7 protein-coding genes are annotated in these 23,536 nt (G+C 70.0%); 4 read left to right on the top strand and 3 right to left on the bottom strand.

Annotation, left to right across the window (positions count from 1 at the left end):
* Positions 1 to 9 precede the first annotated feature (9 nt).
* The 3 genes from ACIBG8_RS13415 to ACIBG8_RS13425 all read right to left on the bottom strand — a co-directional run bounded on the left by ACIBG8_RS13415 (position 10) and on the right by ACIBG8_RS13425 (position 19,548).
* Positions 10 to 12,234 (bottom strand): amino acid adenylation domain-containing protein, encoded by a 12,225-nt coding sequence (locus ACIBG8_RS13415; protein WP_397342967.1) that lies wholly within the window; start codon positions 12,232 to 12,234, stop codon positions 10 to 12.
* A 451-nt stretch (positions 12,235 to 12,685) separates the two neighbouring features.
* Entirely contained in the window at positions 12,686 to 17,605 is a 4,920-nt protein-coding gene (locus ACIBG8_RS13420; RefSeq protein ID WP_397342968.1) for an amino acid adenylation domain-containing protein, read from the bottom strand.
* On the bottom strand, positions 17,602 to 19,548 hold the full coding sequence (locus tag ACIBG8_RS13425) for an ABC transporter ATP-binding protein (RefSeq protein WP_397342969.1): 1,947 nt from the start codon (positions 19,546 to 19,548) through the stop codon (positions 17,602 to 17,604). Before ACIBG8_RS13425 ends, ACIBG8_RS13420 begins: the two co-directional genes overlap by 4 nt.
* A 460-nt stretch (positions 19,549 to 20,008) precedes the next feature.
* On the opposite strand from ACIBG8_RS13425, the gene ACIBG8_RS13430 reads away from it, so the two are divergent.
* From ACIBG8_RS13430 to ACIBG8_RS13445, 4 genes are all read left to right on the top strand, one after another.
* A complete protein-coding gene (locus tag ACIBG8_RS13430; protein ID WP_397342970.1) occupies positions 20,009 to 20,371 on the top strand; it encodes a hypothetical protein in 363 nt (120 codons plus the stop codon).
* A 127-nt stretch (positions 20,372 to 20,498) separates the two neighbouring features.
* Positions 20,499 to 20,828: a hypothetical protein gene (locus tag ACIBG8_RS13435; RefSeq protein ID WP_397342971.1), complete on the top strand. Its 330-nt coding sequence runs from the start codon at positions 20,499 to 20,501 to the stop codon at positions 20,826 to 20,828.
* On the top strand, positions 20,828 to 22,075 hold the full coding sequence (locus ACIBG8_RS13440) for a sensor histidine kinase (protein ID WP_397342972.1): 1,248 nt from the start codon (positions 20,828 to 20,830) through the stop codon (positions 22,073 to 22,075). The genes ACIBG8_RS13435 and ACIBG8_RS13440 overlap by 1 nt, the downstream gene beginning before the upstream one ends.
* A 270-nt stretch (positions 22,076 to 22,345) precedes the next feature.
* A complete protein-coding gene (locus ACIBG8_RS13445; RefSeq protein WP_397342973.1) occupies positions 22,346 to 23,155 on the top strand; it encodes a PIG-L deacetylase family protein in 810 nt (269 codons plus the stop codon).
* The last annotated feature ends 381 nt before the right edge of the window (positions 23,156 to 23,536 follow it).

A 23,536-nucleotide genomic window follows, 5' to 3' on the forward strand; every position in this document is an offset into this window, starting at 1 on the left:
CTTATGGAGTCATTCGCCGGCCGGTCCGGTCTCGAGTTGGTCCAACTGATCAGGCGAAAGATCCACGAGCATGCCGGCCGGGAGCTCCGGCTCCCCGGTGTCCTCGCCGTCGGCCGGGAGCTCCTTGACGACCGCCGCCAGCCGTTCCGCCGTCTTCTCCTCGAACACCTGCCACGGGTTGAGGTCCAGCCCCTTCCTGCGGGCCAGGGCCGACAGCTGCATCGAGGTGATCGAGTCGCCGCCGAGTTCGAAGAAGCTGTCGTCAGCGCCCACGCCATCCACTCCGAGCACCTCCGCGAACAGTTCGCACAACGTCGCCTCCATGGCCGAGCGCGGGCCGCGTCCGGACGACAACCTCGCGAAATCGGGGGCCCGCAACGCCCGATGGTCGACCTTGCCGTTCGGGGTCAGCGGCATCGCTTCCAGCGGGACGAGCGCCGCCGGCCTCATGTGCTCCGGCAGGCGTTCGGCCGCTGTCTCGCGGAGGGCGGAGATCAATGCGCCGTCCTCCCCTGCCTCGGTCGCGGGAACGACATACGCCACCAGGTACTTCTCGCCCGGACCATCCTCGCGGGCGACGACCGCCACCTGGGCGACCCCCGGATGGTCCGCGAGCACGGCCTCGATCTCACCCGGCTCGATCCGATATCCGCGCACCTTGACCTGCGCGTCGGCCCGGCCGGTGAAGACCAGCTCACCTTCCCTGGTCCAGCGGGCCCGGTCGCCGGTGCGGTACATGCGCTCACCGGGATGCGCAGGGTTCACCGAAGCAGGTACCGCGACGAACCTTTCCGCCGTCAGGCCCGGACGTCCGAGGTAGCCGCGTGCGAGCCCGGCCCCCACGACGTAGAGCTCGCCGGTCACACCTGGCGGCACCGGCTGCAGGAAGGCATCGAGCACATAGGCCCGCATGTTGGGGAGCGGGCGGCCGATGGGAACCACGTCGCGTCCCGGAGATAGCGGCGAGCTCATCGTCGCGCACACGGTCGTCTCGGTGGGCCCGTAGGCGTTGATCATCCGGCGGCCCGGCGACCAGCGGCCCACCAAAGCGGGCGGGCATGCCTCGCCGGCCACGATCAGGGTCTCCAGGCTGTCCGGCAGGTCGTCCTCGACGGCCAGCACGCTCGGCGGCACGGTGACGTGGGTGATGCCCCACCGGCGTACCGCGTCGCCCAGCGACACCCGGGGCGGCATGCTCTCCGAGCCGGCCAGCACCACGGTCCCGCCCGACAACAGGGCCATGCACAGCTCGGAGATGGCGGCGTCGAATCCGAGAGCGGCGAACTGCAGGATCCGCGAGGCGGGCGTGACGCCGAAGCGTTCGATCTGCGCGCTCGCCAGATTGCCGAGCCCGGCATGGGTGACAAGGACCCCCTTGGGCACGCCCGTCGACCCCGAAGTGTAGATCACGTACGCCCCGTCACCCGACTCCACCCGCGGCAACACCGTTCGAGGATCGACGGCGAGCGGCGCGTCCAGCACCACCACCGCGCCCGCGAACTCCTCTGGGACGGCCTCCCGGGTCGCCGCCGTGCACAGCAGCACCTCTGGCGCCGAATCCGCCAGGATCAAGGTGATGCGCTCGACCGGATAGTCCGGGTCTACCGGAACGAACACCCCGCCCGCCAAGGACACCCCGACCAGGGCCACCACCAGCTCGGCCGACCGCCCCACGAGCACGCCCACCCGCGTCTCCCGCCGCACGCCCAGCCCCACCAGCAGCCGCGCCAGCGCCTCCGCCTCGTCCAGCAATCCGCTGAACGGCAGGCTCCGGGCCTCATCCACCACCGCCACCGCGTCCGGCGACCGCTCCACCTGCCGGCGGAACAGCACCGGCATCGGCTCCGCGGCGAGCGGCACGCTGGTCTGGTTCCACTCCTCCACTACCAGGCGGCGCTGCAGCGGACCGATCAGGCCTACGCGCCCCACCGGCACGCGCGGCTCGGCCACCACCTGTTCCAGTGCCCGAAGGATCGACGCGAGCATCTCCTCGGCCTCGGTCCGATCGACCACGTCCGGCCGGTAGATGAATTCACCATGGACGCGGCCCGCCACGGACGCGCGCATGGACAGCGGATAGTGCCCTGTGTCGTTCGGAATTCCCGCGGGCCGCATGACGAGCGCGCCGGGGCCTTCGGGCCGAGGCGGCGGGGGCGGGTAGTTCTCGAACACCACGATCGTGTCGAACGCCGCGCCCGGACCGGCGAGCTGGTTGATCTCGCTCAGCCCCACGTGCTGGTGCGGCATGGAAGCGACCTGCCGTTCCTGCAGGTCCGCCAGCATGTCGAGGAACGGCTCCGCCCCGGTCAGGCGGGCACGGACCGGCAACATGTTCATGAACAGGCCAACGGCGGACTCGATGCCGGGGATCTCGGGCGGGCGCCCGGCCACCGCGGCGCCGAAGACCACGTCGTCGCGTCCGGTCAGCCGTGCCAGGTGCAGCGCCCAGATCCCCTGGAAGAGCGTGTTCGCCGTCACGCCGTGACGGCCGGCGAACTCCACCACGCGCCGGCTCAGCGCATCGTCGAGTTCGAACCCGACGCGTTGGGGCTCCAGAGGTGTGGTGATCGTTTCCGGCGGCACGACGTGGGTGGCCTCGTCGAGCCCGGCGAGTTCGGTCCGCCACGCCTCCCGGGCGGCCGCCTTGTCCTGGCGGGCGAGCCAGTCGAGGTAGTCGCGGTACGGCGTCGCGGGCGGAAGTGCCCGGCCGTCACCGCCGGATTCGTACACGGTCAGCACGTCCCCGATGATCAGTGGCAGGGACCAGCCGTCGGCCGCGATGTGATGGGAGGTGAAGACCAGCCGGTGCCTGCGTTCACCGAGGCGCACCAGATGCAGCCGGAGCTGCGGCGCCTGGGTCAGGTCGAACCGCTCGGCGTGCGTCTGCTCCGCCAGGCGGTCGAACTCCGCCAGCGCCTCGTCCTCGGGTAGATGGGACAGATCGCTCTCCCGCCAGTTCAGCGGCACAGCGCGGGCGATCACCTGGACGGCCGCGCCGGACCCGAGCTGGTGGAAGCTCGCCCGCAGGGCGGGGTGGCGGTCGAGCAGGACCTGCCAGGACGCGCGGAAACGGGCGACGTCCAGCGGACCGTCGAGGGCGAGGTTGCGCATACCCGCGTAGACGTCCGGACCGCGCTCGTCTGCGGCATGGAACAGCAGGCCATCCTGGAGCGGGGACAGCGGCCAGATGTCGAGCAGGTTCGGTACGGCGGCCTCGACCTCCGCCACGTCTCGCTGCGTCAGCGAGATGAGCGGGAAGTCTGATGGCGTGTGCCCGCCGACGCCGCCGGCTGCGGAGTGCGCGGCGAGGCCGGTCAGCATGTCCAGCCATGCCTTCGCGAGCGACTCCGCCTCGGCTTCGCCGAGAATCCGCCCTGCCCAGGTCACGGTCAGGCTGAGCTCAGGTCCGTCCGCACGGTCCAGCACGGCCGCGTCGATCTCCACGGCGTGCCGCAACGCGGTGTCCCGCTGCGCGGTACCGCCGATGGTGCCCAGCATCTGCCAGGGCTCCGCGGCGCCCTCGGACCGGGACGGGAAGCGTCCGAGGTAATTGAACCCGATCTCCGCCTTCGGCAGCGCGGCGAGAACCTGCCCCGTCTCGTCGTTGAGATGACGCAACATCCCGTAGCCGAGCCCGCCGTCCGGCACCGCTCGCACGTTCTCCTTGACCTGCTTCAGCAGGCGACCGGCCGCATCGCCACCCGCGATCGCTTCGGCCGGATCGATCCCTGCCACATCCAGCCGGAGCGGATGCACGTCCGTGAACCAGCCGACCGTCCGCGACAGGTCCATCCCATCGAGGGGCTGACGACCGTGACCTTCGACGTCCACCACGACCGCGGTGCCGCCGCGCCATCGGGCCACCGCGCCTGCCAGCGTCGCCAGCAGCACTTCGTGGACACCGCAGTGATAGGCCGAGGTGGCCCTTTCCACGAGCACGCCCGCATGGTCATGCGGCAGCGTCCACGACCTGCGTCCCGCGGTCGAGACGGTGTCGCGCGCCGGGTCGAGCTCGCCGAAGCGCGACTGCGCTCCGCCGAGGATCTCCGTCCACGTCTCCAGCTCCGCGGTCCGTCCCACCGCCTGATCGGCCAGGGTCCGCGCCCAGCGCCGGAACGAGACGTCGACGGGATCGAGTACCGGTTGCCGGCCGGCGGTCACGGCTTCACATGCCGCCCGCAGGTCCGGCAGCAGGATTCGCCACGACACCACGTCCACCACGAGATGGTGCGCCGCCACGACGAGCCGTCCCACCCGTCCTGGTCCCGCGTCCACCCAGACCACCCGGATCATCACGCCGGCATGGGGGTCCAGCCGTTGTGCCGCGTCGTGGGCGCGGCGATCCGCGATCTCATCCACGTCACCGGCACCGGCATCGACCCGTTCGACCAGCGTCGCCGCGTCCAGCGTTCCGCGGTCGGCCACGACCAGCCGGGGCTGCGCGGCCTCGGCCGGAGCGATCCGGCTTCGCAGCATGTCATGCGCGTCGATCACCGCGCCCAGTCCGGCCGCCAGCACCTCCACCGTCAGGTCGCCGGGCGCACCGGCGGTCACCCACTGCGCCAGCGCGCCTCGGGTCATCGCGTCGGGATCGCGTTCGAGCAGTGCCCGGATCACCGGCGTCGACATCACCTCACCGACGCCGTCCGCGACGCTCACCCGCGTCTCAGCGCCGCGCTCGGCGATCGCCGCGATCCCCGCGGGCGTCTTGCGCTCGAAGACATCCTTCGCACCGAAGATGAGATCCTCGCGTCGCGCGCGGGCGGCCAGTCGCATCGAGAGGATCGAATCCCCGCCCAGCTCGAAGAAGCTGTCTCCGGCCCCGACTCGCTCCACCCCCAGGATCTCGGCGAACAGCCCGCACAACACCCGCTCGGCCTCGGTACGCGGCTCCCGGCCCGCCGCCTTCCCGGCGAACCCGGGGACGGGCAGGGCGGCGCGGTCGATCTTCCCGTTGATCGTCAGCGGGACGCCGTCCAGCAGCAGCACCACCGCTGCCGGCACCATGAATTCCGGCAGCCGTCGCGCGAGGTGCTCGCGTACCGCGTCGGGATCCAGTCCCGAGCCCTCTTCCGCGGTCACATAGGCGATGAGTCTCTTCTCGCCGGGACGGTCCTCCCGCGCCACGACGACCGCCTGCGCGACGTGGGGGACCTCGGCCAGCGCCGCCTCGATCTCGCCGGGCTCGATGCGATATCCCCGGATCTTCACCTGCGAGTCGGCCCGCCCGGCGAAGAGCAGCTCGCCTTGATCCGTCCAGCGCGCCAGGTCGCCGGTGCGGTACATCCGCTCACCGGAGGCCGAACGCTTCACCGAGGCGGGCACCGCGATGAACCGCTCCGAGGTCGCTCCGGGGGCGCCCAGATAACCGTGTGCCAGGCCCGCGCCGGCGATGTAGAGCTCACCGGTGACGTTCGGCGCCACCGGCTGGAGGAAGTCATCGAGTACGTACACCTGCCGGCCGGCCAGCGGACGGCCGATCGGCAGGATGTCGCCCGTTTCCGCCTGCGGCTCGATGAGGTGCCAGGTGGCGCAGAGGGTGACTTCGGTGGGACCGTACAACTCCCGGATTCGAACCTCCGGGCAGGTCCGGCGCACCCGTGCGACGGACTCGAGCGGGACCACGTCCCCGCCGGTAAGGACTTCGCGCAGCCCGCTGAAGGAGTCCGGGGCTTCCTCTGCCAGCACCCGGAAGGTCCCTGCCGTCAGATGGGCGGTGGTCGCGCCCCGTGCGATCGCTTCCCGCAGCCGCTGCGCGTCGAGCGCGCCCGGTTCCGCGACCATCACGCAGGCCCCGCTGACCAGCGGCACCCAGATCTCGAGCAGTGATGCGTCGAACGCGTGCGACGCGTGCATCAGCACGCGATCGCCGGCGCCCTGCGACCAGCCCGGGTCGCCGGCCAGAGCCGCGGCACTCCCATGGGGCACCGCGACGCCCTTCGGCACCCCGGTCGATCCGGACGTGTACATCACGTAGGCCACGTCGTGCGCTCCGACCGCGAGCGGTGGCGCCTCGTGCCGCTCTCCCCCGATCGCCGGTGCGTCCATGACCACCAGCTCGACCCCGGCTGGGACCGCGCTCCGTGTCGCTCCCACGCACACCGCCACCGACGCGCCGGCGTCGGCCAGCATCCGCTCGATGCGCTCCGCCGGGTAGTCCACATTCACCGGTACTTGCGCGGCCCCCGCCTTCCAGACAGCGAGCAGGGCGACGATCAGGTCCGCGCCGCGTTCCATCAGCACGCCGACGCGGTCGCCGCGCCGCACGCCCCTCCCGGCCAGGTGCCCCGCCAGGCGATCCGATTCCCGGTCGAGGTCGGCGTAGGACAGGGTGCGGCCGTTGTCGATGACCGCCATCGCGTCCGGCGCCGCGTCGGCCCGGCGCCGCAACATCTCCGGCACCGACGAACCGCCGGCCGCTTCACCGGCCGAGTTCCAGCGCTCCGCCACGGAAGCGCGCGTGGATTCGCTCGTCAGGCCCAGGCGGCCGACGGGAAGCGAGGGTTCCGCCACCATCCGAGCCAGGACGCGCACGACCTGCCTGGTGATCTCGGCGGCCGTGTCCCCGTCGATCCAGTCGGGCCGGTAGTCCAGCTGGATCTGCAGGCGCGCGCCTGGGATGACGCTCACGGACAGCGGATAGGTGGTGCCGGTCCGCGTGCGGATCGAGCTGATCGCGACGCCATCGTTGTCGAGGCCGTCGGCGTCCATCGGGTAGTTGACGATCATCACGATCGTGTCGAAGATCGAGCCCGCCCCCGCCGCCTTCTGGATCTCCGGCAGCCCCAGGTACTGGTGCTCCGTCAAGGCCGACTGGCGCCTCTGCAAGTCGTGGAGCAGGTCCAGCACCGGCACACCGCCGTCGAGGCGCACCCGCGCCGGAACGGTGTTGATGAACATCCCCACCATCCGCTCGACATCCGGCAGCGCGTCCGCCGGACGTCCGGACACGACCGTGCCGAACACCACATCCGTCCGTCTCGCCAACCGCGCCAGAACCAGGGCCCAGGCGCCCTGCACGACCGTGCTCAGCGTCAGTCCATGACCGCGGGCGAACCCGGTGAGGGCACGGGTCGCCTCCTCCGACAGCCGTTCGGAATGCCCGTCCGGCATCATCGGTGCTTTGCCCGCGTCGGAGCCCACCATGGTCGGTTCGTCCAACCCGGCGAGTTCGGACCGCCACGCCGACCGTGCCGCGTCCTCGTCCTGACGGCTCAGCCACGCCACGTAGTCCCGATAGGAGGGCGGCGTCGGCGAGCTCCGCCCGCCCGTGTAGGCGGTCAGCATCTCGCCCAGAAGGATCGGTGTCGACCAGCCGTCCACGAGTACGTGGTGCGAGGTCACCACGAGCCGGTGCCGCGCCGTACCGAGACGGATCAGCAGCAACCGGAGCAGCGGCGGCCTGCTGACGTCGAACCGTTCCGCCTGATCAGCCGCGAGCAGGCGTTCGACCTCCGCGGCCGCGTCCGGCTCATCGAGCTGCGACAGATCCACCGCACGCCACGGGAGATCGACCTCGCCCACGACGACCTGCACCGTCTCGCCGGATCCCAGCTGATGGAAGCGTGTCCGGAGCGTTTCGTGCCGGGCGACCACCGACTTCCATGCCGCGCGCAGCCGTTCCGCGTCGAGCGGCCCGTCGAGGTCCAGGATCCGTTGGGTCTGGTAGACATCGACGCTGTCCTCGTCGAAGGCTCTTTCGAAGAGGATGCCCTCCTGGAGCGGCGACAGCGGCCAGACGTCCGTCAGGCCTGGGACCACGGCCTCCAGCTCGTCCACGTCCCGCTGCCGCACATCGACAAGGTCGAAGTCGGACGGCGTGTGTCCGCCCGCGCCGGGAGTACCGACGAGAGCGGCGAGGTCGGCCAGCATGTCCAGCCAGGCCGCGCCCAGTCGCTCCACCGTGGCAGGGTCGAGGTCGCTGCCGTCGATGGCGAGCCTCAGCCGGGGGCCGGCCGGCGTGTCCTGAACGTCCGCACCGATCTCCAGGGGGTGGGTCCGGACCATGCCCGGCCCAGCCGCTCCCCCACCGAGAGACCCTTCGCATACCTGCCACGCGGCGTCCTCGGCGGCGCCGCTGGAGCGTCCGAGATAGTTGAATCCGATCTGGGCCGACGGCAACTCCGCCAGCCTGGCTCCGGTCTCGGGGTTGACATGGCGCAACAGCCCGTAGCCGAGCCCATCGCCGGGCACCGCTCGCACCTGTTCCTTCACGGCCTTCAGCAACTCGCCGCATGCTGCGTTCCCTGCTACCACGAGGCGGACCGGGTGAACGCTGGTGAACCAGCCCACGGTACGCAGCAGATCCTCGCCGTCGGCGGCGTGGCGGCCATGGCCTTCCACGTCCACCAGAATCCCCGAGCCGGCACCGCGCCACCGCGCCACCGCACCCACCAGGCCCGCCAGCAGGACGTCCTGGACCCCGCAGTGGAAGGCTCCCGGCACGCGCGCCACCAGGTCGCGTGCCGCGGTGCCGGACAGAGTCCGAGACCACGACGCCGACTGTCCGGTGTGCCGCTCCAGCGGCGGGTCTTCGCCTTCGAGCACGCCGGCCCAATAGCCGGCTTCGGCCACGGTGCTCTCGCTGAACGCCTGCCGGGTCAGCCGCCGCGCCCATTGCCGGTACGACGTCACCGCGGGTTCGAGGACGGGGGTTCCACCGGAGATCGCCTCGTCGTACGCCGCACGCAGATCCGACAGCAGGATTCCCCACGAGACCGCGTCAACGGCCAGGTGATGCGCCACCAACGCCAACCGGCCCGGCTCGGCGTCGCCCGCGTCAACCCACACGGCCAGAACCATGATTCCCGCGGACGGGTTCAGCCTGCCCGCTGCCGTCCTGACCTCGCGCTCGGCGATCTCACCTGTGTTCCCGTCGCCGGCCGCCACCCGCGTCACCACGCCGGCCGCGTCCACGGCACCTGGCCCGGCCACCATCAGCCGTCCATCGGGCGTCACCCGGGCTCGTAGAAGATCGTGCGCGTCCAGTACGGCCTGCAGGGCCTTCGCCAGCGCGTCCGGGTCGAAGCCGGCCGGGGTGACGATGACCCGCGCCTGCGCGAAACCGGGGCGCACCGCGTCATCCCCGAGGGCACGCATCACCGGCGTCCTCGGGATCTCCCCCACGCCCGTCTCCGTCGCGGAGGGTCGCCGCGCCGGGGCCTGCTGGGCCAGCGCCGCCAGGCGCTCAGGGGTCCGGCACTCGAACACCTGCCGCGGGGTCAGCGGGATGCCCTGGCGGCGTGCGCGGGCGGCGACCTGCATCGACGAGATCGAGTCCCCGCCCAGCTCGAAGAAGCTGTCTCCGACTCCGACCCGCTCCACACCCAAGACCTCGGCGAACACTTCGCACAGGATCCGCTCTGCCTCGGTGGCCGGCTCCCGATGCACAGCCTCGGAAGCGAAGTCCGGCTCGGGCAGGGCTTGGCGGTCCACCTTTCCGTTGCCGGTCAGCGGCAGCTCATCCAGCACCAGCACCGCGGCCGGAACCATGAATTCGGGCAGCGTCGCGGCGAGCTGTTCGCGTGTCCGTACCGGGTCGAGGTCCCGCCCCGCTTCGGCGACCACGTAACCGATCAGGCGCTCTTCCCGCGCGGACACCACGGCCTGGCCGACACCTGGAAGGCCGGCGAGAACCGCCTCGATCTCGCCGGGCTCCACTCGGTACCCGCGAATCTTCACCTGGTCATCGGCGCGTCCGGCGAACGCCAGCTCACCCCTGTCCGTCCAGTACGCCAGGTCGCCGGTTCGGTACATCCGCTCAGCGGGCACGAAGGGATCGGCGACGAACCGTTCGGCCGTCAACGCCGGGCGGCCCAGGTAGCCCTGCGCCACACCGGCCCCGGCGACGTGCAACTCGCCCGTCACCCCCGGAGGTACGGGCCGCAGGAACGCGTCGAGGACATAGACACGCCGCCCCGCGAGAGGACGCCCGATCGGCAGCACCGGCCCCGTCGATTCGCCCGGCCGGAGCAGCCACCATGTCGCGCACAGCGTGGTCTCCGTCGGGCCGTAGAGATGCCGGACACGGACATCCGGACACGCCCGCCGTACCCGCTCCACCGCCGCGAGCGGTACCACGTCCCCACCGGTCAGCACCTCGCGCAGACCGGCGATCGACTCCGGCGACTCCTCGGCCAGTACCCGGAAGGCCCCCGCGGTCAGGTGAACGCGGGTGACACCGTCGGCCACATGTCCGGCCAGGGCCTCGCCGTCCACCGCCCCCGGCTCGGCCAGCACGACCCGGGCGCCCGACAGCAGCGGCACCCACAGCTCGAACAGCGAGATGTCGAACGCGTGTGAGGCGTGCATCAGCACGGCGTCTTCGGGGCCCATCTCCCATCCCGGCTCGCCGACCAGCGCGGCGACGTTGCCGTGCGATACCGCGACGCCCTTCGGCCTCCCCGTCGATCCCGACGTGTACATCACGTACGCGAGGTCACCGGCCTGCGCACCCGCAGCGAGCCGGGCGTGCTCAGCCACTGCCCGCAGGGTCTCCGGGTCGTCCAGGACGATCGGATCTAACCCGCCGTCCAGCACGGCGTCCTGGCACGCTCGATCGCACACCACTGCCGCCGGCTCCGCATCCTCGAGCATGAACGTCACGCGTTCCACCGGGTAGGCAGGATCCACCGGCACGAACGCCGCTCCCACCTTCCATACCGCGAGCAGCGTCGCGATCAGGTCGGATGACCGTTGCATCACCACGGCCACCCGATCCCCGCGCCGGACGCCCCGGCCGCTCAAGTAGCCGGCGAGCTTCTCCGCGCGCTCGGTCAGCTCACCGAACGAGACCGCCCGCTCTCCGTCGACGACCGCCACCCGGTCACGGCCGCGCTCCACCTGGCGGTCGAACAGATCCAGAGCCAGACCGCAGGGCGCAGCGGGGGATGCCGCTCCCCAATCGTTCACCACCAGGTCACGCTCGGCCGCGGTCGTCACATCCACCTCGGCCACCGTGATGTCGCCCGCATCCGCCAGCTGCCGCAGAATCCCGGTGAATCTCTCGATGACGGCGAGCGCGGTTCTCCCGTCGAAGAGGTCCGTCGCATAGTCGAGATTGAGAAGCATCGACTCGCCTGGGACGGCGACCAGCGTCAGCGGATAGTGGGCGGCTTCGCGGCCCTGGTCTATGCGAATGCCGAAGGTTTCCGCGGCGTCCGGTTCCCGAAGGTCACGGGGAAAGTTCTGGAAAACGAGCAAGGTGTCGAAGATCGCGCCGGCGCCGACCGCCTTCTGGATATCGGCCAGCCCCACATAGTGGTGGGGGATGAGCGCCGACTGCCGCTTCTGCAGATCCGCCAGGAGTTCGATGACCGGCGTCGAGCCGCCCAGCCGCACGCGTACGGGAACGGTGGCGAGGAACAGCCCCACCATCCCCTCGACGCCGGGCAGGTCCGGCGGGCGCGCGGAAACCACCGCGCCGAACACCACGTCCGTACGGCCTGCCAGCTGTGCGAGCAGCAATGCCCACGCGCCCTGCACCACGGTGTTCAGCGTCAGCCCATGGGCGCGAGCCAGCTCGCTCAGGGCTCGCGTGAGGTTCTCGGGCAGCTCGACCGTGATGTTCTCCGGCATGGCGGCGGCTCGCCCCGGATCGGGCGGCGCCACCAGCGTCGACTCCTCGACACCCCGCAGCTCCGCCGCCCACGCCGACAGCGTCCGCTCCTTGTCCTGCCGGTCCAGCCACGCGAGATAGTTCCGATACGACGTCACGGCAGGCAGGTCCAGCGGGCCCCCGTCGGCCGCGTACAGCATCGACAGCTCGTCGAACATGATGGGCATCGACCAGCCATCCATGATCGCGTGATGGCAGGTCATCACCAGGCGGTGGCTGCCGCCGGCGAGACGGATCAAGGTCAGCCGCAGCAACGGCGCCTTCGCGAGGTCGAATCTCCTCGTCCTGTCCTCCTCGGCCAGCGCGCGCACGGCCTCCTCGGGCTCGCTGAGGTGGGAGAGGTCCACCACCCGCCACGGCAGTTCCACCTGCCTGGCGATGAGCTGCACTGTCTCACCCGATTTGCGCTGCCGGAAACACGCCCGGAGCGCGGCGTGCCGTGCCAGGAGCGCCTCCCATGCGGCACGCAGTCTGTCCGCCTCCACCGGGCCGTCCAGGTGCAGGATCCAATGGCCCACGTAGAGGCCGGGCCAGTCATCGTCGTAGGCCGCGTGGAAGAGCAGCCCTTGCTGGAGTGGCGACAGCGGCCAGAAATCCTCGATCCGCGACTGAGCCATTGATTAATATCTCCCTCAATCGTCAAGCGGCCCGCGAGGGAATCATCTACGGATGGTTCTAATCCGGACAATCTGTCCAGCCGCAGCTGCTCAGCTCGTTCTCGATCTCGGGTGAGCGTTCACGCGGAGCCGGTCGCTCTGACGCGCGCGCTCGTGGCCGGGGACGTGGCGTTGAAGGCGGAGGTCGTCCGGCTGCGTCGGGCGGCTGGTCTCGCGCGACGGTGGCAACCCCGGGATGCCGCCCTGGGCCGATGACCTTCCCGGACGCGGGCAGCCCCGGAGCGCGTACGTGGCCGGACAGGCGGCGGCCGGGTGAACAGCCTGGTCACGGCGTGACGCTCCAGCGCAGCCGTACCCCGGGCATGCCTCTGAACGATCACGCGGGACGTGCGTGCCGACGTTGCTCAACCCGGCTCGAGGCCGGGTTCATCCCGGCGATGGCCGGTCTCGATCAGCGAAGGGAACCACGTTCGTCGTCGAATTCGGCCTCGAACTCCTCTATCTCGTCCTGGTCCAGGTCGAGAAGCTCGGAGTCCGATGAGGAATCAGCCGCACCTGCCGCAGGCCCGGCTGCCAGCTCGACGATCGTCGCGAGCCCCGCGGGCGTCTTGTGCTCGAACACCTCCACCACGGTGAAGGGCATTCCGGCACGCGTAGCCCGCGCCGCCAGCTTCACCGAATAGATGGAGTCCCCGCCCAGCTCGTAGAAGCTGTCGTCCGGACCTACCGCCGTCACCCCCGGCAGCCCGAGCACCTCGGCGAAGAGCGCACACAACGCCCGCTCGACCTCCGAACGCGGCTCCCGACCCGAAACACGCCCACCGAAATCGGGATCCGGCAACGCCTCCCGATCCACCTTCCCGTTCGCCGTCACCGGCACCGCATCCAGCACCATCACCACCGCCGGCACCATGTACTCCGGCAACACCCCGGCAACCTGCTCCCGCAGCCCCACCGGATCCACCCCACCACCAGACACCACATAACCCAGCAAACGCCCACCACGCGCCACCACCACCGACTGGTCCACCCCCGCCAACCCAGCCAGCACCGCCTCCACCTCACCCGGCTCCACCCGAAAACCACGAATCTTGACCTGCTCGTCATCCCTCCCGACGAACACCAACTCACCATCACCCGACCAATACGCCAGATCCCCCGACCGATACATCCGCTCACCAGCAACAAACGGATCCGCCACAAACCGCTCAGCCGTCAACCCCGCACGCCCCAAATACCCCCGAGCCAACCCACCACCCGCGATGTACAGATCACCCGCCACACCCGGCGGCAACGGCCGCAGGAAGACATCCAGCACATAGCAACGGGCACCGGCGATAGGTGTCCCGATCGGGACCACGTCCCGGCTCGCCTCCAACGGCATGCTCATCGCCGCGCAGACCGTGGCCTCGGTCGGCCCATACGCATTGACCAGCCGCAGTCCCGCCGACCAGCGATTCGCAAGGCCGGGCGGGCAGGCCTCCCCCGCCACCACCACCGTCTCCAGCCCGGACGGCAACGCCTCGGCGGTGGCCAGCACCGACGGCGGAACCGTCACGTGCGTGACATCCCACCGCGTCAACGCCTCGGCCAGCGACACCCGCGGTGGCAGAGTCTGCTCCGGCGCCATGACCAGCCGCGCCCCCGACAACAGCGCCATCAGCACCTCCGACACCATGGCGTCGAAGCCCAGCGCAGCGAACTGCAGAACTCGCGACGACGGCGTCACGGCGAACCGGTCGATCTGCGCCATCGCCAGATTCCCGAGCCCCACGTGTGAGACGACGACCCCCTTCGGGGTCCCCGTCGATCCCGACGTGTAGATCACATAGGCCGCGTCAGCCGGACTCACCCGCGGCAGCCCCGCATCGTCGCCCCCCGCCAGATCCAGCTCATCGACGACCACCAGCCGATCTTCGAACCCCTCAGGTACCGCCTCCCGCGTCGTCCCCGCGCACAGCACCAGCACGGGATCGGCGTCGGCCAAGATCCACCTGACGCGCTCAGCCGGATACGCCGGATCCACCGGCATGAACGCGCCACCCGCCAATGACACGCCCAGTACCCCGACCGCCCACCACGCCGACCTCCCCACCATCACGGCGACCCGGGTCTCCGGCCCGACCCCGCGAGCCCTCAGCTCAGCCGCCAGCCCCGTCGCCCGTGCCCACAACGCCCCGAACGACAGTTCACCCTCGCCGTCCACCACCGCGACGTCGTCCGGCCGATCCTCCACCGCCCGCCGTACCAGCACCGGCAGCGGCTCCCCCGCCGCCATCGCCCGCCCCGAGCCGCCGTCCCACGCCTCACCCACACCGATGCGCCCCACCAGCCCGTGCGGATCGGCGGCCATGGCCGTGAGAGCGCTGGTGAACCACCCCAGAACCGACTCGGCGACGCTCTCCTCGACCTGCCCCTGCCGGTAGACGAGCTGGATCCTGAACTGATCTCCCGGGATGATGCCCAGGGTCAGCGGATAGTGGGTCCCCTCGATCGTGCCCAGATGGGTGAACTGGCCGGCGAAGTCCCGAGGGTAGTTCTCGAAGACCAGCAGCGTGTCGAACACCGCGCCGGGTCCTGCCGCCCGCTGGATCTCCGGCAGCCCCAGATGCTGATGCGGCATCGAGGCCGCCTGCCGCCTCTGCAGGTCAGTGAGCATGTCCACGACTGATTGCCCGCCCTGCAGCGACACCCGGACCGGAACCGTGTTCATCATGAGGCCCGGTATCGACTCCACATCCGGGAGCTCGGCTGGACGGCAGGCGGCCGTGGTGCCGAAGACCACGTCGGTCCGCCGCGCGAGCCGCGCCAGCACCATCGCCCATGCGCCCTGCGCCAGGGTGTTCAGCGTCAGCCCGTGTTCGCGGGCCAGCTCCATCAGCCGCGTGTGGAGGTCGGGTGTGAGGAAGGCGATGCGATATTCGTAGCCCGTCCCGGCGCCGGCCGTGGCGGCGGCTTTCGCGATCGGCGCTGGCCCTTCGAGGCCGGACAGCTCCGCCCGCCAGGCCGCACGGGCGGCCTCCTTGTCCTGCCGGTCCAACCAGGCCAGATAGTCCCGGTAGGAGGCCGCGCCCGTCCGATCCGGGAGGCGACCGCCGGCCGTGTACGCCTCAGCCACCTCGTTGAGGATGACCGCCACCGACCAGCCATCGGTCAGGATGTGGTGATGGACGACCAGCAGGCGGTGCCGGTCCTCGCCGTAGCGGACCAGCACCAGCCGGAACAGCGGCGCCTTGGCGAGGTCGAACCGCTGCTCCTGTTCCTGTCTGATCAAGGCCTCCACTGCCGCGTCGACATCGTCCGCGTCGGCCAGGTCCACCTCTCGCCACGGCAGGGCGACGTGCGCGGCGACGACCTGCAGCAGCTTCCCCGACGCGCGCCGGTGGAAGCTCACGCGAAGCTCGGCGTGCCGGGCGAAAACCGCTTCCCACGAGGCCCGCAGCCGGGCGGCGTCCAGTGACCCCTCCACCTCCAGGATCCATTGCGCCTGGTAGATGTCGCGGCCCTCATCGTCGAGGGTCGCCTGGTAGTACAGCCCCTCCTGGAGCGGTGCGAGGGGCCAGACCTCCTCAGCCCCCGGGACGGCGCTCGCCAGCTCCGCCTGCTCTGCCGCCGTGAGGGTGATCAGGGGGCCGTCGCCGGGTGCGCCGGCCGGTACGGCGCCCGCGACGGCTGCCAGCCGCGCGGGAGTCCTCTCCTGGAAGACCTGGGAGGGCGTCACCAGCAGACCTGCCCTGGACGCGCGTGCTGCCAGCCGGATCGCGACGATCGAATCTCCGCCCAGCTCGACGAAACCGTCATCGACCCCTACCCTCCTCCCCTCCGGTTGAAGAAGCTCCGCGAACAGATCGCACAGGACGCGCTCCGTATCGGTACCGGGTTCGCGACGCGTCGCAGCCGGCGCGAAGTCGGGCGCGGGCAGCGCCCTCCTGTCCACCTTGCCGCTACCGGTCAGCGGCAGCGTGTCCAGCGTGACCAGGGCGGCAGGAACCATGTAGTCCGGCAGCAACGCCGCCAGGCGCTTACGCATCAGTACGGGATCCACGTCCCCGTCCGCCACCACGTAACCGATCAGGCGCCCGTCGATCGCCCTCACCACAGCCTCGCGGACGTACGGCTGAGCGGTCAGCGCGGCCTCGACCTCACCCGGCTCGATCCGGAATCCGCGGATCTTCACCTGGTCGTCGGCGCGGCCCGCGAACAGCAACTCACCACCCGCGGTCCACTGGGCGAGATCCCCCGTCCGGTACATCCTTCTCCCTGGCGCGGACGGATCCGCCACGAACCGCTCCGCCGTCAGCCCCGCCCGGTCCAGGTAGCCGTCCGCCAGACCGGCGCCGGAAAGGTACAGCTCACCGACCACGCCGGGCTCGACCGGCCGCAGTGACGCGTCGAGCACATGGGCCCGGCGGCCCGCGAGCGGACGGCCGATCGGCAGGACGTGACCCACGACGTCACCCGGCTCCAGCAGGTGCCACGTCGCGCACAGGGTCGTTTCCGTCGGGCCGTACAGATGCCGGATCCGCACGCGGGGGCAGGCCGCCCGCACCTTTTTCACGGCGTAAGCGGGCACCACGTCTCCGCCGGTCAGCACCTCACGAAGCTCCGCGAATGATTCCGGCGACTCCTCAGCTACCGCGCGGAAGCTGCCCGCGGTCAGGTGCACCCTCGTCACCCCGGCCGCGACCGTCTCGCGCAGGCGCCGGGCATCCACCGGACCCGGCGCGGCGATCACCACACGGGCGCCTGACACGAGCGGCACCCAGATCTCGAACAGGGAGGCGTCGAAGGTGTAGGGCGCGTGCATGAGGACCGCATCGCCGGGTTCCATCCCCCAACCGGAGTTTCCCGCCAGCTCCGCGACGCTCCGATGCGGGACGGCCACCCCCTTGGGGGTTCCCGTCGAGCCGGACGTGTACATCACATACGCCAGATCCCCCGGGCCCACCGTGACCGCCGGCGCGCCGCCCACGCCGCCGGCGGTGAGCTCGATCGACTCAACCCCGCGCGGTACCGCGTCGCGCGTCGCCTCCGAGCACACCATCAGGGAGGTCCCGGAATCCGCCACCATGAACGCCACCCGCCGGGAGGGAAGCGCGGCGTCCACCGGCACGTACGCCGCCCCCGCCTTCCATACGGCGAGCAGCGTCACCACGAGGTCCGCCGAGCGGTCCATCATCACCGCGACGCGATCACCTCGACCGACGCCGCGGCCGATCAGACGCCCGGACAACACTCCGGCGAGCTCATCCAGCCGCCGGTACGTCAGGACCCGGTCCCCATCGACCAGGGCCGCCGCATCGGGTGCCCGGTCCACCTGCCGGGCGAAGAGGTCCAGCAGCGTCGGCGTGGCTCGCGCTCCGGCGCTCACCGTCCCCCTCCACCAACCACCTGTCGCACAGGCTCCACCCCGTCATCCGGTTCCGGCCGGGTCCCGTTGCCGCCTGACCTGGCGAACTGCGTGTGATACAGGTCCGCGTAGAGACCGCCTTCCGCCAGCAACTCCTCGTGCGTCCCGCGTTCCCGCACCCTCCCGTCGTCGATCACGAGGATGTGGTCGGCCTCGCGGATCGTGGACAACCGGTGGGCGATCACCAGAGAGGTACGGCTGCGCAGGGCTGTCGCGAGTGCTCGCTGGACGGCCGCCTCCGACTCCGAGTCCAGGTGAGCGGTGGCCTCGTCGAGAACGACGACCGAGGGTGCTTTCAGCAGCAGCCGGGCGATCGCCAGCCGTTGTTTCTCCCCGCCCGACAGGCGATAGCCACGATCACCCACGACGGTGTCGAACCCCCCTGGCAGGGATGCGATCAGGTCCCAGATCTGGGCCCCTCGGCATGCCTCGACCAGTTCTTCCTCGGTGGCGTCGGGGCGAGCGTAGAGAAGGTTCGCCCGAATCGTGTCGTGGAAGAGGTAGGTGTCCTGGCTGACCACCCCTACCGTTTCGCGAAGCGAGTCGAAGGTAAGGTCCCTCAGATCGTGTCCGCCGATGCGAACGGTCCCGGAGGTCGGGTCATACAGCCGGGACACCAGGTGCGTAAGGGTGGTCTTCCCTGCGCCGGACGGGCCGACGAGCGCGGTGAGGGTTCCGGCCGGCACGCGCAGACTCACGTCCCGCAGGACCTCTGGCGCCACTCCACCGCGCTCCCGCCCGGTGCTCACGTTCTGTTCCAGCGACGGCAGTGAGACCTCGTCCACGTTGGGATAGCGGAACGACACGTTCTCGAACTCGACATCCGATGCCGCGTTCGCCCCGAGTCCGACCGCGTCGGGGCGTTCCTCGATCAGCGGCTTCAGATCGAGCAGCTCGAAGATTCGGTCAAAGGCCACCACGACCGTGAGCGCGTTCTCCTGAATGCTGGACAGCTGGGTGATCGGCCCGAACAGGCGCCCCAGCAGGGCAGCCAGGGCGACCAGCGTGCCGAGCTGGAACACCTGCTCGAGCACGAGCCCGCCGCCGACCCCGTAGACGAGCGCCGTGGCGAGCGCGGCCATCAGCGCGAAGGTGGCGGGCGCCATCCGGCCGTAGAGAGTGGCGCTCACGGCGAGCCCGCGGATCCGGCCGGCACGGCTCTCGTACTCGGCCATCTCCTCGGCCGGACGTCCGAAGAGCTTGGAGAGCATCGCGCCCTGGACGTTGAACCGCTCCTGCAGAAGCCCGGCCAGGCCGGCGTTCTCCTCCATCAGCCGTCTGGTGTACCGCTGCATCCGCCGTCCCACGTAGGACCAGGGCACCGCGAACACCGGGATCAGCACCACCGCGAGGAGGGCGACCAGCCACGACAGGTAGAACAACTCGGCCAGCACCAGCACGACCGTGACCGCGCTGGCGGCCGACGACAGCATCTGGGTGAATGCCATCTGCGTCATGACCAGTTCCGTCTGCAGCCGGCCGACCAGCACGCCCGTCTGGGTCCGGGTGAAGAACGCGATCGGCAGCCGCTGGACGTGGCCAAGTGCCTGAACCCGGAGGTCGTAACTGACCCCCTGCCCGATCTTGCCGGAAATGTAGGCCGACACCAGCTGCAACAGCGCGCTCATCACGGCAAGCCCGGCGGCCAGGCAGGCGAGAAAGATGACGAGCTCGAGGTCGTTCCCGAGAACCCCCCTGTCGACCAGGTCCCTCAATATCAGGGGAGACGCGACGACGAACAGCGAATCCAGCGCGGTGACGAGAACGAAGAACGCCACCTTGCCGACGTGCGGGCGGAAGTAGCCGAGCACTCGCCGCCATGTCCCCGGGCGGATCCTGGACGGCGCGGGGTCATCGCCTCCGTCGCCCTTCAGTAAGCCTCCGAACGGAGAAACTGTGGCCATACGGGTACTCCTCCCACACGCGCACGCAAGTCAGAGATCTCAATCGTGCTGAGTGGAGCCGATGTCCACGAGTGGGTCCAACTGAACATCTCGCGCGCTTGGACGCGTCGCCGTACCAGGCGGACGCGGCCAAGCGGTCACGTGGACCTCCTTGCAGACATCGGGTCCGCTGAGCACGATTGCGATCAAGCCCGCCGTCAACGCCTCGCATCCCAAGGTTTTCGTCCGCGCGGGTGCGACCTTCGAGGGCTGCGCATCATCTCGATGACTCGGGAGTTGCCATGGAGCGCCCGGCACCCACCGAACAAGTGCCTGTTCCGACCTGCTCGCGCGGGCTGACGCCGCACGCCTCGCCGTGTGTGCGGCAAGGCGAACACGCCGGTGGCCGGAGCTCCAGGTCCAGCACGGACATCCAGTGGCACGGCGGGTACGTGGGGGTGGACGTCTTCTTGGCCACCTTTTGCGTCAGCGGGCGCGCCGCATCCGCCGCCTCATCCCGGCCGCGAGCCTCGCGCTGCTGGTCACGCTCGCCGCGTCAGTGGTGTGGCTGCCGCTGACGGCGCTGGGGACGGCGGCGCGCGAGGTGATCGCCGCCGCGCTGTACGTGGAGAACCTGAGACTCGCGTTCACGCAGGCGAAACCACCTCGACGTCGACCAGCCGGACTGGCCCGCGCAGCACTATTGGCCGCTGTCCATTTCTACGTCCTCTGGCCGCTGCTGGGGATGGCGCTCTGGCTGGCCACCCGGCTGGTACGGGGGCACCGCCATCCCGAGAACGCCACGAGGTGGAGCGCGGGCTCGCGTGGGCCGGCCCGGGCATGATCGTGTACGCCGTCGTCCGGTTCGATTCCGAGACAGCCTTTCCCGGGGCACGCTCTCGCAGCGCCTCATCGAGGACAGGCTGCGCTGGCACCCGGTTCTGGTCCGCAGCCGCAGGATCACGTTCGCGGTGCTCGCGTCGTGCGTCGTGGTCGTCGCGGGGGCGGGCGGCGTCGCCGCCCGCGCCGACACCACCGGCCTCGTCTCCGTGACGAGCGTCGACGATCTGATGTGCGGCGAGCCGTGCCGCCCCGTCATCGGCGGCCTGATCGCCTACTCCGACCGCAGCCACCTCACCACCACCTTCGCCCGCACCCTGGCGCCGGAGATCACCGCGGCGGTGCGCGCTTGCGCCGGCTCGGTAGGCGCCCGGATCCGGCATCTCGGCCTCCGCCCCGGGCTGGGATCGTCGGCGCCGTGGGCGCCTCCGGCCGGTCCGGGTCCCATACCATGGGAATAGTGGCCGATCGCCTTCGACGTCTGGCAGCCTTCCGCAGCGTACGGCTGCGCCTCACGCTCGTCTACGGCGCGTTGTTCGCCGCCTCCGGGGTCGTGCTGCTCGCCATCACCTATCTGCTCTTCCGCGGCTCCAGACCCTTGGTGATCGTAAACGACGACCCTGGCGGTAGATTCCGCGCCCTCGCGCGGCAGCAGCAGGCGGCCATTCTCGAGAACCTGTTGTTCCAGGCGGTGATCGCCCTGGCCCTGATGACGGTCATCTCGTTCCTGCTCGGCTGGCTGGTGGCAGGGAGGATGCTGCGCCCGCTGCGGACGATGAACACCGCCCTCAAGCTGATCTCCGCCCGCAACGTCCACGAGCGGCTCGCCCTCCCCGGACCACGCGACGAACTGCGGAATCTCGCCGACACGGTAGACGGGCTGCTGGAACGTCTCCACAGCGCCCTCGACGCGCAGAAGCGCTTCGTCGCCAACGCGGCCCACGAGCTCCGCACCCCGCTCACCCTGGAGCACGCGTTGCTGGAGGAGAGCCTCCTGCATCGAGATTCCGACACCCCGTCCGTGCGATCGATCATGGAGCGGCTGCTCGACCTCAGCCGGCAGCAGGGGCGCCTGCTGGAATCGCTGTTGACGCTGGCCAAGAGCGAGAGCGGCCTTGATCACCGCGAGGTCCTCGATCTGGCGGAGATCGCCGAGCACACGATCCGCGCGATGGAGGGGACCGGCCCCGGGGCTGACGGGAACAACCCCAGGACCGGCGCGGGCGCCGACCGCGGGGATGACGGGAACAACCCCACGGCCAGTGCGGCAACCGATTCCTGGGCCAACGGGAAGCCCGTCGGGGCCGGTTGCTCACACCCCCGATTGGTGACCGGGATCGCCTACGCCCCCACCACGGGCGACCCGGCACTGGTCGAACGACTCATCACCAACCTCCTGGACAACGCCATGCGCTACAACGTGCCTGGCGGCCGGGTGGAGATCTCCACCCGGATCGAGGCCGGCAAGGCGGTCGTCGCCATCGCGAACACCGGTCCGGTGATCCCGCCCGAGCAGGTCCACCGCCTCTTCGAGCCCTTCCAGCGACTCGACCGCACCCGCGCCGACGACCACCATGGCCTTGGACTGTCCATCGTCCGCGCCATCGCCGTCGCCCACGACGCCCCGCTGTCCGCGAGCGCGCGGCCGCAGGGTGGCCTCGCGATAGAGATTCATTTCCCGCTCATCCTGCGCACAATGCGCCGGTAGACACCATCTGAGACGCCGCGGTCTTCCCACTCAGTTCTACGCGGCGGGTGGTGACAGGCTGGTCAGAAAAAGTGTGACTCCGACGTGACCGGAAGGCGCGCTTCGTCGCGACCTCGCCGACCCCGGCCATTTCCGCGCCAACGTACGGCACGCCCGGCGCCTCCAGGAAGCCCCGGACGATCTCGCCCTCCCGGAAACGTCCATGCGGGAAAGGTCCCGTCCAGTCTGACTCCATTGAAACGGGGCAGGGCCGACATCAGACTGATCACCATGCTGCAGGACGCCGACAGAACCCGGATATTAGCAATCTCCCCACATTTGGATGATGCCGTCCTATCCATCGGAGCCAGCCTCGCCCAAGCGGAGCAGGACGGTGGAAAGGCGACCGTCTTCACGGTTTTCGCCGGTAGTGCGGCGCCCCCCTATTCCCCCGCCGCGGAGCGATTCCATGCGCGCTGGGGTCTGTCGCCGACCGAGGACGCACCGCTTCGTCGTCGAAATGAAGACATCGCCGCCCTCAATCATCTCGGTGCGAGCCATCGGCATGGCCGATTCATCGATGCCATTTATCGGAAGTCGCCGGACGGCCAGTGGCTGCTGAGCCACGAAGAAGGTTCGATAGTCCGCCAGCAGTCGCCGGCGAACAACGATGATCTGCTTTCCGCGATCAGGGATGACATCGAGTCCATGATCGCGGACTGCGATCCAACGCTGCTTCTCACCTGCGCGGGCATCGGGAATCACCCCGACCACAAGGTCACGCGAGACGCCACGCTGCTCGCGGCGGGCGAGAGGGGTATTCCGCTGCGACTCTGGCAGGATCTCCCGTACGCAGCGTATTCCTCGGACATGGCTGAACTGCCTGACGGCCTCCGGCTCGACTCTCCGGATCTCAGCTTCGTCAATGAAGAGGCTCGGACGCGGAAATTTCACGCGATGAAGCACTACGCGACGCAGTTGTCGGTGCTCGACGGGCCGAACAAGAATTTGTTCGCCAGGCTGGACGAGCATGCCCGGAACGCTTCCCCGGACGGCGGATACCACGAAACCACCTGGCCGGTCATTCGCTACGAAGACTAGCGAAGGCGGCGAACCGCCGAGGGAAACGCCTGGCAGTCCCCATGCCGGAAATCATCATGAATCCGCCGTCCGCGTGCCTGGATGCCGAGCCCGCCCCCGCTGAGTTCCCTCGAATAAGACCGCGTTCCAGCGGTATCGGGATGGAGCCGTCAACAAGGCGATAGTTCGCAGGTTCCGAACCCCCGGCGGACTCGGGCCGGGGTGAGTTCGGTGTCCTCCAGCGGCCTCTCCCACGGGCGGCGAGGATGAGTCAGGTGTCGCGTCGGCGGGCCTTCGCGGCCTTCGCGACCACCACAACCGTAGCACCTTGGGCCCACCTCCGGAGGCCAGGTGATCGACCTGCGGGCGGCCAGTTGCTCGGTTCAGGAGGTGCGTCCAGAC

This window comes from Nonomuraea sp. NPDC050556, from assembly GCF_044457355.1.
Classification (GTDB): Bacteria; Actinomycetota; Actinomycetes; order Streptosporangiales; family Streptosporangiaceae; genus Nonomuraea.